This window comes from Kribbella pittospori, assembly GCF_004331465.1.
GTDB lineage: Bacteria > Actinomycetota > Actinomycetes > Propionibacteriales > Kribbellaceae > Kribbella > Kribbella pittospori.
The window spans coordinates 205,406-219,010 of sequence record NZ_SJKB01000010.1; the positions used below are offsets into that span (position 1 = coordinate 205,406).

Sequence of the window (13,605 nt, forward strand, 5' to 3'; positions counted from 1 at the left end):
AGGAATACCTTGCCCGCCCGAATCGCGACCGTCAACAACACAGAGCGACGGAATGACCTCCGTTCGGAGGTCCCTCGCCGTACCCGCCGGCTCGTACCGTCGATGCGGGGGAACGGCAGCCGACTCACAGCTGCAAGGGGGAGAGATGAATCGGCACAAGATCAGCACTCGATGGATGGTGGGGGCGACGGCGGTGCTGTCGGTCCTGAGCGGATGCGCCGCCCAGGGCCCGGCGACGAAGGCCGAGCTCTGCTCGGATTTCGATGCCGTAAGCCACGAGTTGTACCGGGGTGTGTTCAGCGACAACGGGGTGTTCCGGGCGGCGGGTGACCTGGCCGGCACGGCGGCGCGGTACGACGGATCGACCGCGGTGCAGGCGTCGGCGGACGGGATCAAGAAGATCTCGAAGAGCAGGTCCACGACCCTGAACGAGCTCCGCAACGCAACCATCGCCATCGCAGACACCTGCGGCCACCCACTCGGCCTCAACTTCTGAGGCTTGTGGGTGAACTACTTCTGAGGGGGGATGCATGACGTTTGATGTGCTTTGTGTGAAGGGGTTGGGGGAGGCGGGGGACGAGACGATGTTTCCTGGGGTGGATGGGGGTGGGAAGGTCAACCAGGAGTTGCTGGATGGGGATTCGGCGCAGCAGTTGGTGGCGCGGGCGATCGCGGTGCGGGATGTGGGTGGGGGAAAGGCTCGGACTGTTGTCGAGGTGCGGGAGGTTCGGGCCGAGGTGTTCATCACCGACGCACGGGTGATCCTGCTGTGTTCGAAGTACGACAAGGGCGGCGGCTGGGTCGGCAGTCCTGGTACGGCGTTGATGCTCAACGCGGTCAGCAAGCTTCGGGCAGCACGCCGCAGTCGCGGTACGGCGTTGGTCGGGCACATCCGCTATCCGTGGCTGATCTCGGTCGGCTTCAGTCCGAAGCAGGGCTGGCTCGACGAGGAGGTGCTGCGACTCGTCGTGCGCGACGGTACGGCGGACCCGTCCAGGCTGCTCGTGGTCGACCTGAACCTGCCGAAGGAGACCGACTCAGGCGCCGTGGCGCGCGCGATCATGCTGCGCGCGGTGCAGTACCGCACGACACACGAGACGCTGACCGACGACGAACTCGCAAGCTTCCGGCAACTCGCAGAGTCGCCCGAGCTCGCCCGCCCGCAACCGAAGAAGTTCGCGGTGTACGCCATGCCGACGTCCTGGCAGGCCAAGCCCGCGACCGCCTACCCGCGGACGGTGTGACGCCGATGCTGACAGCAATCATCGTTGTCTGCTACCTGATCACGATCGCCGCGGTGATCGATGCCGTACGGCGTCCGTCGTACGTCTGGGTCGAAGCCGACCGGAACCGCGCCTACTGGATCAGCGGTCTCGTCTTCGGCCTGCTGTTCCTGCCGGTCGGGATCCTGCTGGCGATCGCCTACGCGGTCGGCGTCCTGCCCAGGATGACCGAACCCACCGGATCCGACGCATTCCGGAGGCGGCCATGAAACTGCGCATCCTGGCCACCGTGCTGCTCTTCGGCCTGGCCGCAACCAGCTGCGGCGACGACACGCCGAACACCGGCGCAGTCGCAGCCCAGTCCTCCACCCAAACCACCGCACCGACACCCACCGACAGCCCGACGGCAACCGAAACCACGCCAACCGAAACAATCCCGACGGACACACCGTCCGTCGACCAGCCGACGGATCCACCGACCGAACCACCGACCGAGCCGACAGACAGCGAGACGCCGGCGGTGCTGCCACCCGACGCGAAGAACCGGCCGCTGACACTGAGCAGCATCTTCAAGTACCCCGACGGCTGGCGTGACGGCCGGTACGACGTTGCCGACCGCAAGCAGGCGACCGGCATCGGCGGGGAGCTCGACTCGTGCGGAGACAACTGGGCCCAGGTCCTGGAGTTGCGCCTGGCGAACAACTTCAACCGGCTCAAGCTCGAGTTCGGCCAGAGCAACTCCTCGGAGAGCTCCGACCAGGTCCTGCAGGTCCGGATCGACACCAACGGGAAGTACGCCGATCAGAAGACGGTGCCACTGAACAAGATCGCCACCCTGGACGTGTCGGTCAGCAGCGTCAACGCGCTCAAGGTGATTGTCTCGCTCGCGCAGTCCGACGGCTGCCAGAGCGGCCGGGTGGAGGCCGTGCTGATGAACATGGTGTTGTCCTGAACACGCAGTCCACCTCCGGCGGCGCGACGAAGCTCTGGCCTTTCGTCGCGTCGGCCGGGCTGCCTGTGGCGCTGGGGGTGCCGCTGGCGTTCGCGGTGCCGTCGGTGATCGACGCGACCGACGCGATCTGGGCCCAGATCACCGCCGCCGCCCTGATCCTGGTGGGAGCGGCGGCAGTCGTGCTGGCGTACTGGATCTGGTCCACTCATCCGCGGTTGCGGAAGCTCCCGGCGACTGCTGCGGCCGTCTGCTACTTCCTGTCGGTGGTCGTGATGATCCTCGGCAATGCTCACCCGTCGGGGCAGGGACCGGGGCGGGTGGCCGGGCCGAGTGTCGCTCCATCGTCGTCTGTGACGACCACTGAACGGCCGAAGAGTCCGGTGGCGACGACGGCGGCTGGGCCTCGGTGTTGGTCGGCTTCGCAGGGACTGATCGACTGCCGGGAGAAGCATCAGTTCGAGGAGTTGCTGGGAGCAACGAACTGCGATCAGGCGGCCGTCGTACGGTTCCTGGGTGGTTCGCCGTCGGTCGACGTGGTCACGGCGCAGCCTGCCACGGTGCCGGGCGGAGTGTGCACTGTGCAGACAGATGAGGACGTGATGGGATCGGCTCACAACGTCCTGCAGCAGGGAACGGCGGCCGGTTGGCGGCGCTGCTTCGATCGCCGGACCCAGTCTGCGGTGAATTGCTCACAGCTGCATTCGCGCGAGTACGTCGCCACCGGCAGCACCCGCCGGCCGACACCGGACGAATGCGTGGCGGCCGCGGCAACCTACCTGAACCAGCTTCCGGCCAACCTCGTCGACGACCTCGTCGTAACCGTCAAGGACGTGCCGTCCGGCAATCCGGATCCGGCCCGCTGCACCATCGATGCCCGAGGCAACCAGCTTCTCGACGACTCGGTCCGTTCGCTGGGCGTTCGCCCGGTTCCGATTCACACAACCTGAGCGAGCCAGCTGTGGAGATGCTGGCTCAGGAGGACCGGAGCGTCGTACTGCATGAGGTGGCCGGAGGAAGCGACCTCGACAAAGGTGGCCTGTGGGATGAGGGAGGCCAGGCGCCGGCCGATGGCGGGGGAGAGCCAGGGACGAGCTGGTCGAGCTGGTCCGCGCGGAGGCCACGGTGCGTGGCGTTCTGGATGTACGCACGCAGGATCGCCTCGTGGATGTAGCCGGGCAGCTGATCGAGCGTCGTTGGATTGTCCTGCACGGACCGGAAGAACGGCGACCCGGCGGGCGGGATCGCAACCGTGTCGACCAGCAGTAACGACGCGTACGTCGCCTGCTCGAACAGCGTGGCCCGCAACGACACCCCACCGCCGTAGTCATGCGCGACGACGTGCGGCCGCTCCAGTCCCCAATGCTGCAGAAGCGCGGCCAGCACCTTGCCCTGAGCGTCGAAGTCCACCGCGTCCTCGGCCCGCCTCGACGATTCGCCGTACCCGGGCATGTCCCACAGATACACCGTGAACTCGTTGCTCAAGGCATCCGCGTACTCACTCCACACCCGCGACGAGAACGGCGTACCGTGACAGAACACGACCGCCGGACCCCGACCTCCCCGGCCCCACACGATCGTCCGTACGTTCCATTCGAGCTTCTGCGTCAACTCCATCGCCCCACCAAATCACAGTCGCGTGGTCACAACTCCTCGATTGGTCTCGAGCGGTGAATGCCGGCGAGTGGGACTGGACCTGGGACGAGAGCCTGTACGCCGGTAGTGCCGAGCACTACGCGGTCGGCCGGATGGCCAAGAGCGATCTCCGGGCCCTGCTCCGTGACGCCGCCGCCGACGACCTGTTCTCCGAACGCCGCCGCGAGATCGAAGCCGTCATCTGGCACTGACAGGTCACGGAGCAGACAGCCGGCCGCGGGCGGCCGCGGACGGTGGGTCCGCGGCCGCTTGCGCCTCTGCTCAGTTCAGGACGGTCAGGACTCGTTGTCCGGCATGTCGTCGTTCTGACCGTCCAGGCCGTCCAGCCGGTCCTTGGCGAAGTCGGTGCCCTGGTCGATCTTGTCCCCGTGCTCGCCACCGGTCTTCTCGTTGGCGAACTCGCCGGCCTTGTCCAGGCCCTCGCTCACCTTGTCGCCGTGCTCGTCGACGGCCTCGGTCGCCTTGTCCTTCAGGTTGTCGAACATGCCCATCGTCTTTCCCCGTTCTGTCGATGGTTGCTGGCTCTACCTAAATCCCGCCGTACCCGATCGGCTGGATTCCACACACCTGATCACGGAGCGTCGTCGGAAAACGGATTCCGGTCGGCGACGAGCGCGGGGAGCATCGAATCGGACAGCTTGCTGTACAGATGGCGTTGGAGCATGGGGCCGAAGCTGATCCGGGCGACCCCGGCCGCGGTGTAGTCGGCCAGCGAGTTGGCGCCCTGCCCGTAGCCGACGTTCACCGGACCGGGGATCTCCTTGGTCAGCGTGCCGATCAGGTCGAGGTCGCCGACCCCGATCGGGTAGACGCAGTCAGCGCCGGCGGTGACGTACCGGGCGGCGCGGTCGAGGGCGGTCCGCAACTGCTCCTCAGGTGAACCGGCGCGGCGCACGAACGCGTCGATCCGGGCGTTGATCACCAGTTCGGTGCCGGCCTCGGCCCGGATCGCGGCCAGGAAGTCCGCCTGTTCGGCCGGATCGATCATCGTGCCGGTGGCGGGATCGGAGTCCTCGAGGTTGAGGCCGACGGCACCAGTCGCCGTGAAGCGCTCGACCAGTTCGGCCGGGTCGAGCCGGTAGCCACGCTCGAAGTCGACCGTCAACGGCACGGCGATCGACTGCGCGATCCGGGTCGTCGCGGCGAGAACGTCCTCGACCGGTACGTGTTCGCCGTCGTCGTACCCGAGGATCGTCGCGGTGGCGAAACTGCTGGTCGCGACGGCCGGGAAGCCCGCCGCCTCGACCATCCGGGCCGAGGCTGCGTCCCACGCGTTGGGCAGTACGACGGGTGCGCCGGGCACGTGCAGCGCCCGGAGAGTGGTTGCCAAAGTCATCGTTGTCTCCGTGTCAGCGGATGATGGACAGCCCGAACGGAGGGAACAGCGCGGGCTGGTGGAAGGCGAGAACGGCCGCGATACCGGCCTTGGTGAGGGTCAGGACCTTGATCGAATGCGCGTGATAGAGCCCGTCGCGACCGCGGATGTAGAGCGCGAACGCGGGCTGCCCGTTCGCCGACGTCTCGACCAGGATCCGGCGATCCGGACCGGGCCGCAGCTTCGAGTCCAGCAGCCGCAGTACGTCGTTCCGTCCGCTGAACCAGGTCGGGATCGGCGGCATCTCCCACCGGGCGTCCGCGGTGAACAGCGCCTCCAACGCGGCCAGATCCTTGTTCTCCATCGCGGCGGCGAACTGATCGAGCAACGCGCGCCGGAGCGGCTCGTCCGGCTCGCTGAGGTCCGCCTCGATCGGCCGGAGCCGGGCCAGTTCGGCCCGGGCGCGCTGCAGTGAACTGTTGACGGCAGCCGTGGTGGTGTCGAGCAGCGTCGCGACCTCGGCCGCCGGCCAGGTCAGCACCTCGCGCAGGATCAGTACGGCGCGCTGCCGCGGCGGAAGGTGCTGCATCGCGGCGACCATCGCCAGCCGCAGGCTCTCCCGGTCGCCGACCACGGTGGCCGGGTCGGCGCCGAGCAGCAGGTCCGGAAACGGCTCTAGCCAGGTCACTTCCAGCGCGTACGGATGCAGCTCGTCCGGGTCGTTGCCGGGGGCACCGAGCGCGGACGGAACCACCCGGCGGCTGCTGTGCTGGAGGAGGTTGAGGCACACGTTGGTCGCGATCCGGTAGAGCCAGGTCCGGACGCTCGAGCGGCCCTCGAAGTCCGCGTGTCCGCGCCAGGCCCGCAGGTACGTCTCCTGCACCGCGTCCTCGGCGTCGTGCAGCGAGCCGAGCATCCGGTAGCAGTGCGCGACCAGCTCGGCCCGGTGCTGCGCGAACTCCTCCTCGAGGTTCATCCCACCTCCTCCATGGCCCTGGGCACGACCGGTCCGGCAGCCCGCCGGCGGGCGGTGATGCCGAGGCCCGAGAGTGCTCCGAGCAACGACAGTACGCCGCAGCCCGCGAGCGCCCGGGTGAAGCCGTGACCGGCGTACCCACCGGCGGATGCGAACACGGACCCGAGTACGGCGACACCGGCAGCGCCACCCAGTTGGCGGGTCATGCTGTAGATGCCTGCCGCCATTCCCACCGACTCGCGCGGCAGCGAACCGACGCTGGCGTTCTGCGTGGCCGGCATCGCCAGCGAGACACCGCAGCCCGTGATCACGAGTGGCACGATCAGTTCGTAGTACTCCACCGAGCCCTTGCTGATCTGGCTGACCCAGAGCATCCCGAGGGCCTGCAGACCGAGCCCGATCACGACCAGCGGTCGCTCACCCACGCGGTCCACCAGGCGACCCGCGATCGGGCCGACGATGAAGAGCGTGGCGGTCCAGGGCAGCAGCTTCAGCCCGGCCATGAACGGCCCGGAGCCGAGGACGACCTGCATGTACTGCGAGAGGAAGAACACCGCGCTGAACAGGGCGGCGCTGAGGAAGAAGCCGGCCGAGTTCGCCGCGCTGAAGGTCCGGTTGCGGAAGAACGTCAGCGGCACCATCGGGTGGTCGGTCCGGTTCTCCCGGACGGCGAAGGCGGCGAGCAGTACGACGCCGGCCGCGAACGACCCGAGCACCTCAGCACTCGACCAGCCCGAACCCTGACCGTGGACCACACCCCAGACCAGACCGAGGACCGCGAGGCTGATCAGCACGGCGCCGGTCAGGTCGAGTCGCCGGATCGGGCCTTTGCTCTCCGGGATGTTGCGCAGTACCAACGGGATCGCGATCAGGCCGACCGGGACGTTGATCCAGAAGATCCACTGCCAGGCCAGACCTTCGGTCACCGCGCCGCCGATCATCGGGCCGCCGAGCACCGCGAGGCCCGTCACTCCGCTGAACACACCGGTCGCCCAGCCTCGCCGTTCGGGCGGGAACGCCGCACCGAGCAACCCCATCGCCAGCGGCATCACCACGGCCGCACCGACGCCTTGGATGGCGCGCGCCGCGATCAGCCACGGCAGTGAGGTGGCCAGCGCACAGGCCACCGATGCCAGCGTGAACAACACCAGACCACCGGCATACGTACGCCGTCGACCCCAGCGGTCACCGATCGCGGCGGCGGTCATCAGAAGCATCGCGAAACTCAGGCCGTACGCGTTCACGGTCCACTCGAGCTGCTCGGCCGTGGCGCCGAGATCCGCCCGGATGGTGGTCAGCGCAGCCGCCACCACCAGCACGTCAAGGGCCACCATGACCGAGCCGATCGAGGCCAGTCCCAGCACCCATCGTTGTTGAGTCGTCGTCCGCACAGGTCCTCCAGGGAAATTGCTGTCACCTGGGTAGACCGCGCGCGACCGCCGAATTCATCGGTCCGATGAGAAGGAATTTCTGAGCGTGGCTCAGCGTTCGGGCCGGGCCGCGACCTGGATGAGTGTCTGACCCGACCCTGCACCTCAGCCGAAGCCTCGTCCATGCGGCGACAGTAGCCGCCGTCAGGTCATCGGGATCGTCGCCGCGGCCGGCTGGGACGGCGTCGCGGAGCCGCCGGAGGGCTCGTTGGTGAGGCCGAAGGCGATCATGCCGGTGACCGAGCCGTCCAGCACCTGGGTGACGTCGCCCGCGGCAAGGCCGACCGAGTGAGCAGTCTTGGACGGGTCGATCATCCACAGCTGCCAGGTCCGGCCCGCCTGCAGCTTGGGCAGGTCGTTCAGTACGACGACCGCCTCGTCCGCGCTGGGAGACATGACGATGGTGGCCTGACCGCCACCGGCGACGGGGCCTCGGACGGTTCGCGCATCCGGCTGGGACAGTACGGCGGCGATCTGGTCGTTGGCCTGGACCGCGTCGGTCTTCTCGCGGTACTGGTCGATGGCAACTCCGCCGACACCGGCAACCGCGAGCGCGGCCGCGGCGAGAGTCAGGACGGAACGACGGGTGAACCGCTTGCGCGCGGGCACGCCGCGGTGGCCGGCGACCAGCGGAGGTACCTGCCGAACGTGGTCGATCGCGGCCAGGACGTTCGGCTTGAGCGTGGGCGGCGGCGGGGTCGCGACCTGGGTGGCGAGTTTGACCGCGGCCTCGCGGAGCTCGGCGACCTCGGTGGCGCAGAAGGTGCAGCCGGCCAGATGAGCCTCGAACAAGGTCCGCTCGTCCTCGGGCAGCGCGTCGAGGACGTAGGGGCCGGTCAGAGTGTGCACGTCGGATTCGGTCATGACGTACGCCCCTTTGTGGTTCCGAGGCAGTCGCGGAGACGGATCAGGCCGTCGCGCATTCTCGCCTTGATGGTCGGCAGCTTGGCATCCAGCCGCTGGGCGACCTCCGGATAGGTGTAGCCGTTGTAGTAGGCCAGGGTGATCGACTCGCGTTGCAGGTCGGTCAATGTGTCCAGGCAGCGCCGTACCTGCTCGGACTCGAGCCGGGTGGTGACGGTGTCGGCGACCTGGTCGAAGTCGACCTCGGCCGACCGCGCGCCGATCAGCTCGGTGCGGTCGGCGGCGGCCTGCTCGGACCGGACCCGGTCGACGGCCCGGCGGTGCGCGATGGTCAGGATCCACGCGTGCGCCGAGCCGCGGTGCGGATCGAACCGGGTGGCCGTCCGCCAGACGTCGATCATCACTTCCTGGGTGACCTCCTCCGACTGGGCCGGGTTGCGAAGGATCCGCCGTACCAGGCCGAACACCCAGGGCGTGACCCGGTCGTACAGCGCGCTGAAGGCTGCCGTGTCGCCGCCGGCGGCACGGGCCAGGAGATCGCCGTCGCTGACCTCGCCGGGCCGCGTCTGCGGCCCGGCCGGCCAGGGCAGTGCAGTCGGTTCGGTCACGGTCAGTTCGCCGGTGGCATCAGGACAGAGTCGATCAGATACACCGTAGCGTTGGCCGTCTTCACCCCACCACAGATGACGGACGCATTGTTGACCTTCAGGTTGTCGCCGGAGCCGGTGACCGTGACGTCCTGCTTCTCGACGGTGGCGTGCGTGCCCACCACCGCGGACGGGTCGAGCTGCCCGGGCACCACGTGGTAGGTGAGGATCTTGGTGAGCAGCGCGTCGTTCGTCTTCAGCGTGGTGATGGTGGCCGCCGGGATCTTCTTGAACGCGTCGTCGACCGGCGCGAACACCGTGAACTCGCCGCCGTTGAGCGTCGAGACCAGGTCGACCTTCGCGTTGAGCTTCCCGGACACGGCCGAGACCAGGGTGGTCAGCAGCGGGTTGCCGGACGCGGCGGTCGCGACCGGGGCGGCGGCCATGCCGTCGATCGAGCCGGCACCGGATGGGTTCGCCTTCGCGTAGTCGGCACAGCCGGGGCCGACCAGGCCGGCCGAGGTGCTGTCCATCGACTTGCTGGCCGATGGCGTGCTCGCTGACGAGGCGGCGGAACTGTTGTTGCTGTTGTTGTCGTCGCTGCCACACGCTGCCGTCGCGAGGACGAGAGCCAGTGCGGACACGGCGAGACCGGCGCGGACGAGGTACTTGGGCATGACAGGTTCGCTTTCTCGAAGGGGACACTGACACCGGTACTTCGGTGCCGCCGTGGCCCCGGATGGGTGGGAATTACTCGACCGTCACGACCGTGTTGTGCAGGCCGCTGGAACCGTTCGGACGCGGTGCGGCCCGCTGCGCTGTCTGCAGGTTGCCGTCGCCGTCGGTCGCCCGGACGGTGAGTTTGTGGTTGCCGGGCGTCGCGTCCCAGCGGAACGTCCACTGCCGCCAGGTGTCGATGGTGTCCTCGGCCGCGAGCGTCGCCTCCTGCCACGCGCCGCTGTCCACCTGCACCTCGACCTTGCGGATGCCGCGCTGCTGCGCCCACGCGACCCCGGCGGCGACCGCCGGCCCCGCCTTGATCGTCGCGAAACCCTTGGGTACGTCGATCCGCGACGCGGTCTTGACCGGGGCCTCGACGGACCAGCCCCGGTCGGTCCAGTAGGCGCTGAAGTCCTGGAACCGGGTGACCTCGAAGTCGACGATCCACTTGGTCGCCGACACGAAGCCGTACAGCCCCGGCACGACCATTCGCACCGGGAACCCGTGCTCGAACGGGAGCGGTTCGCCGTTCATCGCGACCGCGAAGATCGCGTCGCGTCCGTCGGTGAGCGCGCTGAGCGGCGTACCGATCGTCAGTCCGTCGATGCTGGTGGACTTCACCGCGTCGGCGCCGTTCCGGACACCGGCCTCGGCGAGGATGTCGGCGATCGGTACGCCGATCCAGCGCGCGGTGCTGACGTACGGGCCGCCAACCTCGTTGGACACGCAGGTCAGCGTGATGTCGCGCTCGATCAGCCGGCGTTCCACCAGGTCGCCGAGCGAGAGCCGGACTTCCTTGTTCACCATGCCGTGGATCCGCAGCTCCCAGTCGTCCGGGTCGATCCGCGGTACTTGCAGCAAGGTGTCGACCCGATAGAACCTCGCGTTCGGCGTGACGAACCGAGACACCCCAGGTACGTCGGCCTGCACGCCGGCTGGGAGTGGCCCGGCGGCATCCGCCGGGGTCGGCACGCGGAACTTGGCGCGCACCGCATCACCAGGCCCGAACGACGCGACCCTCGTCGTCGACCACGCCGCAGCCCCGGCCACCGCCAATCCAGCCACGGTCACCAGGAATCGCCGCCGATCGAACCCCTCCGGCTGCTCCGCCTCGGTCTTCGGTCGTGGCGCCCGAACAACCAGTGCCATGGCCAGCACCGCCACCACCAGCGTGACAATTGCCGGCAGCAACCGATCCACAACGCCATCGGCAGCCGACCGCCCGAACGCCGCGAACACCACCCCGACAACCCCAAGCCCCGCGGCGATCCCAACCGCCACGCCTGTCCGCCGTCGGCTGTTTCCCATGCCTATGGCGCCGGCTGTGGCGGCTACCAGCGCAAGGACCACGCAGATGCCGGCTCGGAGGAGGGGACGATCCGCGGTACCCAGCTCTCGGACGGCGAAGTCCTTGACCGGGCCGGGAGACCAATCGATGACCTGTACGCCGACCGCGTCGACCGGCCACGGACCGCCAGTCACGGCCGCCACGAGGTAGCCGACCGACAAGGCGGCACCGGCCGCGACGACTCCGCCAACCGCACCTGCTGCCTGCCGACCTCGCGACGTACCCATGCACCTGGTTCGGCGACGCGCACCGCTCGGATGGGCGGTTGGCGACAACTGGCCACCTGAGATCGCCTGGACCCCGCCGCGGGTAACGTCAGCGAGCGACATCGAGGAGGCGCGTCGCCATTCGGGGTGGGCGTGCTCGGGGAAAGGGTGTGGAGACGTGCTTCGCAGGGTGATCAGCGGTGTAATCGTGGCCGGGGTGGTTGGGGTGACTCAGGCCGGAACGTCGGCCGTCGCTGCGCCGGCTGCAACGGTCCCGGCTCAGGGATCGACGCAGACGGCCGTGCTTCACAAGGCGCCGGTGCGGCTCGACGGCCTGACCGAGCTGGTCATCCGCCGGATCGAGGTAGGCGACGAGGTGGCCGCGTCGAAGTACTTCAGTGGGAAGCCGGTCGAGGACCCGGTCCGGGAGCAGCAGATCATCGATTCGGTCCGGGCATCCGCCGTACAGCTGGGGATCGACCCGGATTCGACGGCCGCCTTCTTCCAGGCGCAGATCGAGGCCAGCAAGGTCGTGCAGCGCGGGCTGCTCGCCAAGTGGGCCGCCGATCCCTCATCCACTCCGACCAGCGGTCCGGACCTGGACGCCGTACGTCAGGAGCTCGACGAGCTGACCACGGGTTTGCTGACCGAGCTGGTCCGCGTCGACCACCTCCGGCACACCGGCCTGGCCTGCGACGTCTCCTTGCTGGTAGCAACGACGACTGGCGCGGCCAAGCACCACTTCGACCGCCTCCACCGGCAGGCTCTGGCCGTCGGCACCGCAACGGTCTGCGGATGAGCCTGGTGTCTGCTCTGGTGCTCTCGGGTCCGCCCGGGGTCGGGAAGAGCATGGTCGGCTGGCGGGTCTTCGATCGGTGTACCGATCTCGGGCAGGATCCGGCGTTGGTGGATCTCGACCTGATGGGTGCGGCCTGGCCCGCTCCGCCGGACGATCCGCATCAAGCGCGGCTGAAGGCGACGAACCTGGCGGCGGTGTGGTCGAACTACCGCGCCGCCGGCAGTCGTCGGCTGATCATCGCGGGGGTTGTGGAGGACGAGGGCGAGCGGAAGCTGTTGGAGGTGGCCACGGGCGGAGCGGTGGTCATCTGCCGGCTGGAGGCGCCGGACGATGAGCTGGCGCAGCGGATCCTCGGCCGCGGTCGAGAGGGTGGCGCCGACGTCGCCAGGTTGGTGGCCCGCGCGGTCGAGCTGTCCGCCCAGCTCGCCGCTCACGACGTCAGCGACTACTCGGTCGGCACCGGAGGTCGCACGATCGACGAGGTCGCCGACGAGGTACTCGCGCGCTGGGACAAGCCTTAGGCCATCCGGGCGAGACCAGCTTCGGTGAGCTCGTACTGCAGCGGCGATCCGGCGACGTACCGCTCGATCTCGGACGCCACGATCGTGCCCATCTCGAGGTAGCACTCGACCGTCCCGGCGGCCCGGTGTGGAGTGAGTACGACGTTCGGAAGTCCTCGGAGCGGGCTGTCCAGCGGCAACGGTTCCTCGTCGAACACGTCGAGGGCCGCGTCGATCCGGCCGGTCCGCAGTTCGGCGAGCAACGCATCCGAGTCGACCAGCCAGGAGCGCGCGGTGTTGACCAGCGCCGAGCCGTCCGGCATCAGCGCCAGCTCGCGGGTCCCGATCATCTGGCGCGTCTCTGGCAGCGTCGGCGCGTGCAGAGCAACCACCCGGCTGGTCCGCAGCAGTTCGTCCAGGTCCATCCGCCGTACGCCGAGCTCTGTCGCGCGCTCCTCGGTCAGATACGGGTCGTAGACAACGACATCGGCGCCGAGGGCAACGACCATCGCGATGTACTCGACGCCGGTCCGGGAGGCGCCGACGACCCCGATCCGGGAGCCGGTGATGCCATGCTGCGGAGGCGTGTCGATCGCGCCCACCCACGCCGCGCCACTGTGCATCGCGCGGTCGAACCGATGGATCCGGTGCAGCATCATCAGCGTGAACGCCAGCGAGACCTCGGCCACCGGCCGCGCCATCGCCTGCCCGGCCTGCGTCAGCCGGATGCCACGCCGGAACACCTCGTCCGTGACGAAGTGCTTCACCGAGGACGCGCTGTACGCGATCAACCGCAACCGCGGCGCGTGCGCAAGCACCTCAGCAGTCAGCGGCGTCGCACCCCACGACGGAATCAGTACGTCGGTCTCGGGCAACGCGTCCACCAGCGCCTCGGCGTCACCGGGATCGTCAAGCATCACAAGCTCACCGAGCTTCTCCAGCCGCGCGACGCTCTCGTCCGAGAACACCATCGACCGGAACGACGGCGTAGCCACCAGCAACATCCGAACCCCATCACGCATGGCCAGATAG

The 13,605-nt window shown here is 68.6% G+C and carries 18 protein-coding genes; 8 read left to right on the forward strand and 10 right to left on the reverse strand.

Features of this window, described 5'->3' with window-relative positions; all coding sequences use genetic code 11:
* The first annotated feature begins 145 nt into the window (after positions 1-145).
* The 5 genes from E0H73_RS29780 (at position 146) to E0H73_RS29800 (ending at position 3,122) form a co-directional block, all read left to right on the forward strand.
* A complete protein-coding gene (locus E0H73_RS29780) occupies positions 146-496 on the forward strand; it encodes a molybdenum ABC transporter substrate-binding protein (RefSeq protein WP_131361915.1) in 351 nt (116 codons plus the stop codon).
* A gap of 34 nt (positions 497-530) precedes the next feature.
* Positions 531-1,244: a hypothetical protein gene (locus E0H73_RS29785; RefSeq protein WP_131361916.1), complete on the forward strand. Its 714-nt coding sequence runs from the start codon at positions 531-533 to the stop codon at positions 1,242-1,244.
* Positions 1,245-1,249: 5 nt separating this feature from the next.
* Positions 1,250-1,492: a hypothetical protein gene (locus E0H73_RS29790; protein WP_131361917.1), complete on the forward strand. Its 243-nt coding sequence runs from the start codon at positions 1,250-1,252 to the stop codon at positions 1,490-1,492.
* The gene (locus tag E0H73_RS29795; RefSeq protein WP_131361918.1) at positions 1,489-2,175 is read left to right on the forward strand and encodes a hypothetical protein; all 687 of its coding nucleotides are present in this window, start codon (positions 1,489-1,491) and stop codon (positions 2,173-2,175) included. Before E0H73_RS29790 ends, E0H73_RS29795 begins: the two co-directional genes overlap by 4 nt.
* Positions 2,176-2,240: 65 nt before the next feature.
* Positions 2,241-3,122 carry a hypothetical protein gene (locus tag E0H73_RS29800; RefSeq protein WP_131361919.1) on the forward strand — a complete coding sequence of 294 codons (882 nt, stop codon included), beginning with the start codon at positions 2,241-2,243 and terminating at the stop codon, positions 3,120-3,122.
* A 25-nt stretch (positions 3,123-3,147) separates the two neighbouring features.
* On the opposite strand, the gene E0H73_RS29805 is transcribed toward E0H73_RS29800, so the two are convergent.
* Positions 3,148-3,789, reverse strand: coding sequence for an alpha/beta fold hydrolase (locus tag E0H73_RS29805; protein WP_202867617.1), 642 nt, complete (start codon positions 3,787-3,789; stop codon positions 3,148-3,150).
* Between the two features lie 53 nt (positions 3,790-3,842).
* Here E0H73_RS29805 and E0H73_RS46075 point away from each other — a divergent pair, with 53 nt between their 5' ends.
* Positions 3,843-4,019: a hypothetical protein gene (locus E0H73_RS46075; RefSeq protein WP_165555877.1), complete on the forward strand. Its 177-nt coding sequence runs from the start codon at positions 3,843-3,845 to the stop codon at positions 4,017-4,019.
* Positions 4,020-4,103: 84 nt separating this feature from the next.
* On the opposite strand, the gene E0H73_RS29810 is transcribed toward E0H73_RS46075, so the two are convergent.
* From E0H73_RS29810 to E0H73_RS29845, 8 genes are all read right to left on the reverse strand, one after another.
* Positions 4,104-4,319 (reverse strand): antitoxin, encoded by a 216-nt coding sequence (locus E0H73_RS29810; protein WP_131361920.1) that lies wholly within the window; start codon positions 4,317-4,319, stop codon positions 4,104-4,106.
* A gap of 80 nt (positions 4,320-4,399) precedes the next feature.
* The gene (locus E0H73_RS29815) at positions 4,400-5,164 is read right to left on the reverse strand and encodes an isocitrate lyase/PEP mutase family protein (protein WP_131361921.1); all 765 of its coding nucleotides are present in this window, start codon (positions 5,162-5,164) and stop codon (positions 4,400-4,402) included.
* Between the two features lie 13 nt (positions 5,165-5,177).
* A complete protein-coding gene (locus E0H73_RS29820) occupies positions 5,178-6,119 on the reverse strand; it encodes a sigma-70 family RNA polymerase sigma factor (protein WP_131361922.1) in 942 nt (313 codons plus the stop codon).
* Positions 6,116-7,510, reverse strand: a complete 1,395-nt coding sequence (locus E0H73_RS29825) for a DHA2 family efflux MFS transporter permease subunit (RefSeq protein WP_238164367.1) — start codon at positions 7,508-7,510, stop codon at positions 6,116-6,118. The genes E0H73_RS29820 and E0H73_RS29825 overlap by 4 nt, the downstream gene beginning before the upstream one ends.
* Before the next feature lie 183 nt (positions 7,511-7,693).
* Positions 7,694-8,413: an anti-sigma factor gene (locus tag E0H73_RS29830; protein ID WP_131361923.1), complete on the reverse strand. Its 720-nt coding sequence runs from the start codon at positions 8,411-8,413 to the stop codon at positions 7,694-7,696.
* A complete protein-coding gene (locus E0H73_RS29835; RefSeq protein ID WP_238164368.1) occupies positions 8,410-9,021 on the reverse strand; it encodes a sigma-70 family RNA polymerase sigma factor in 612 nt (203 codons plus the stop codon). Before E0H73_RS29835 ends, E0H73_RS29830 begins: the two co-directional genes overlap by 4 nt.
* A 2-nt stretch (positions 9,022-9,023) precedes the next feature.
* A complete protein-coding gene (locus E0H73_RS29840) occupies positions 9,024-9,677 on the reverse strand; it encodes a fasciclin domain-containing protein (RefSeq protein ID WP_131361924.1) in 654 nt (217 codons plus the stop codon).
* A 73-nt stretch (positions 9,678-9,750) separates the two neighbouring features.
* Positions 9,751-11,295: a molybdopterin-dependent oxidoreductase gene (locus E0H73_RS29845; protein ID WP_131361925.1), complete on the reverse strand. Its 1,545-nt coding sequence runs from the start codon at positions 11,293-11,295 to the stop codon at positions 9,751-9,753.
* Between the two features lie 205 nt (positions 11,296-11,500).
* Between E0H73_RS29845 and aroQ the strand changes: the two genes are divergently transcribed.
* Both aroQ and E0H73_RS29855 read left to right on the forward strand, forming a co-directional pair.
* Complete coding sequence (gene aroQ / locus E0H73_RS29850) at positions 11,501-12,073, forward strand: gamma subclass chorismate mutase AroQ (RefSeq protein WP_165555878.1); 573 nt, start codon at positions 11,501-11,503, stop codon at positions 12,071-12,073.
* Entirely contained in the window at positions 12,070-12,594 is a 525-nt protein-coding gene (locus tag E0H73_RS29855; protein ID WP_131361927.1) for an AAA family ATPase, read from the forward strand. The genes aroQ and E0H73_RS29855 overlap by 4 nt, the downstream gene beginning before the upstream one ends.
* Here the strand turns inward: E0H73_RS29855 and E0H73_RS29860 are convergent.
* Positions 12,591-13,595 (reverse strand): hydroxyacid dehydrogenase, encoded by a 1,005-nt coding sequence (locus E0H73_RS29860; protein ID WP_238164369.1) that lies wholly within the window; start codon positions 13,593-13,595, stop codon positions 12,591-12,593. The genes E0H73_RS29855 and E0H73_RS29860 overlap by 4 nt on opposite strands.
* Between the last annotated feature and the right edge of the window lie 10 nt (positions 13,596-13,605).

Excerpts from the sequence above, each read along its gene's own strand:
- E0H73_RS29780 (WP_131361915.1), top strand. The coding sequence starts at position 146 with ATGAATCGGCACAAGATCAGCACTCGATGGATGGTGGGGGCGACGGCG.
- E0H73_RS29785 (WP_131361916.1), top strand. The coding sequence starts at position 531 with ATGACGTTTGATGTGCTTTGTGTGAAGGGGTTGGGGGAGGCGGGGGAC.
- E0H73_RS29790 (WP_131361917.1), top strand. The coding sequence starts at position 1,250 with ATGCTGACAGCAATCATCGTTGTCTGCTACCTGATCACGATCGCCGCG.
- E0H73_RS29795 (WP_131361918.1), top strand. The coding sequence starts at position 1,489 with ATGAAACTGCGCATCCTGGCCACCGTGCTGCTCTTCGGCCTGGCCGCA.
- E0H73_RS29805 (WP_202867617.1), bottom strand. The coding sequence starts at position 3,789 with ATGGAGTTGACGCAGAAGCTCGAATGGAACGTACGGACGATCGTGTGG.
- E0H73_RS29810 (WP_131361920.1), bottom strand. The coding sequence starts at position 4,319 with ATGGGCATGTTCGACAACCTGAAGGACAAGGCGACCGAGGCCGTCGAC.
- E0H73_RS29815 (WP_131361921.1), bottom strand. The coding sequence starts at position 5,164 with ATGACTTTGGCAACCACTCTCCGGGCGCTGCACGTGCCCGGCGCACCC.
- E0H73_RS29820 (WP_131361922.1), bottom strand. The coding sequence starts at position 6,119 with ATGAACCTCGAGGAGGAGTTCGCGCAGCACCGGGCCGAGCTGGTCGCG.
- E0H73_RS29830 (WP_131361923.1), bottom strand. The coding sequence starts at position 8,413 with ATGACCGAATCCGACGTGCACACTCTGACCGGCCCCTACGTCCTCGAC.
- E0H73_RS29840 (WP_131361924.1), bottom strand. The coding sequence starts at position 9,677 with ATGCCCAAGTACCTCGTCCGCGCCGGTCTCGCCGTGTCCGCACTGGCT.
- E0H73_RS29845 (WP_131361925.1), bottom strand. The coding sequence starts at position 11,295 with ATGGGTACGTCGCGAGGTCGGCAGGCAGCAGGTGCGGTTGGCGGAGTC.
- E0H73_RS29855 (WP_131361927.1), top strand. The coding sequence starts at position 12,070 with ATGAGCCTGGTGTCTGCTCTGGTGCTCTCGGGTCCGCCCGGGGTCGGG.
- E0H73_RS29860 (WP_238164369.1), bottom strand. The coding sequence starts at position 13,595 with ATGCGTGATGGGGTTCGGATGTTGCTGGTGGCTACGCCGTCGTTCCGG.